Source organism: Actinoplanes sp. NPDC051633, assembly GCF_040681735.1.
Taxonomy (GTDB): Bacteria; Actinomycetota; Actinomycetes; order Mycobacteriales; family Micromonosporaceae; genus Actinoplanes.
The window spans coordinates 1-1,039 of the sequence record NZ_JBFAZH010001838.1 but is presented as its reverse complement, the minus strand read 5'-3'; the positions used below and the strand labels follow the sequence as shown (position 1 = coordinate 1,039).

General features: G+C 74.2%; 1 protein-coding gene and 1 pseudogene. Both read right to left on the bottom strand.

Going from position 1 to position 1,039, the window contains the following annotated elements:
- A partial coding sequence (locus tag AB0M20_RS45550; protein WP_364307914.1) for an NADPH:quinone reductase occupies positions 1–689 on the bottom strand: 689 nt, incomplete at its 3' end.
- 10 nt (positions 690–699) lie between these two features.
- Positions 700–1,039: pseudogene (locus AB0M20_RS45545) on the bottom strand (acetyltransferase); the annotation flags it as partial.

Sequence of the window (1,039 nt, the reverse complement as noted above, 5' to 3'; positions counted from 1 at the left end):
GCCACGGCGACGTCGACAATGATGTCGATCCCCTCCGTGGCGACCTTCCTGATCTCCGCCGCCGGGTCGCCCTCGCGGTAGTTCACCACGTGGTGCGCGCCGGCCGCGGTGGCCAGCGCCGCCTTCTCCGGCCCGCTGACCGTCGAGATGACGGTGGCGCCGGCCCAGCGGGCGAGCTGGATGGCGGCGTGCCCGACCGCGCCCGCGCCGCCGGCCACCAGCACGGTCAGGCCGTCGAGCGCCTTGGGGGCGAGCCGGCGCGGACCGTTCTCGGCCACGGTGAGCGCACGGTGCGCGGTGACGGCCGGCACGCCGAGGGAGGCGCCGAGCTCGAACGAGGCGTTGTCGGGCAGCGGAGCGAGCGCGGACGTGGGCAGCATGGTGAACTCCTGCGCGGTGCCGCCGGGCCGGCCGAGCGCGGCCATGTAGGTCCACACCCGGTCCCCCTCGGCGAAGGCGTCGACCCCGGGGCCGACCGCGTCGACCACGCCCGCGCCGTCGTGGTGCGGAGTCGCCTCCGGATACTCCAGCGGCCGTGCGTTGCCGCTGCGGTTCTTCCAGTCGGTCGGGTTGACCCCCGAGGTGTGAATCCGGACGCGGACCTCACCGGGGCCCGGCTCGGGCACCTCGCGGTCGACGAGCCGCAGGACGGACGGGTCACCCGTCTCGCTGTAAACGATTGCCTTCATGCCCTCATACTTACCCGTAGACCCGGGTACGCACCTGATGGATCACCCGGCTCCGCCGCAGCCGGAAACCGCCGGCCTCGAGATCCGCGACGACCTCTTCGCGATCCGCGTCCACGTCGGCGATCACCTCCAGCGCCCCGGCTGCGCTCGCCGCCCGGCACACCTCCGCCAGCATCGCCGGCCGGTTCTTCCCGCCGGACAGGAACGCCAGCAGCGGACAGCACGCGTCCACCGCGATCCCGGCGGCCCCGGCGCCGTCCTCCTCGACGAGCCAGTCACTCGGCGGGCCGGTCAGCCAGCTCAGCGGATCGGTGGCCATGTCGACCCCGGCCACCGCCAGCGCGGTCTCC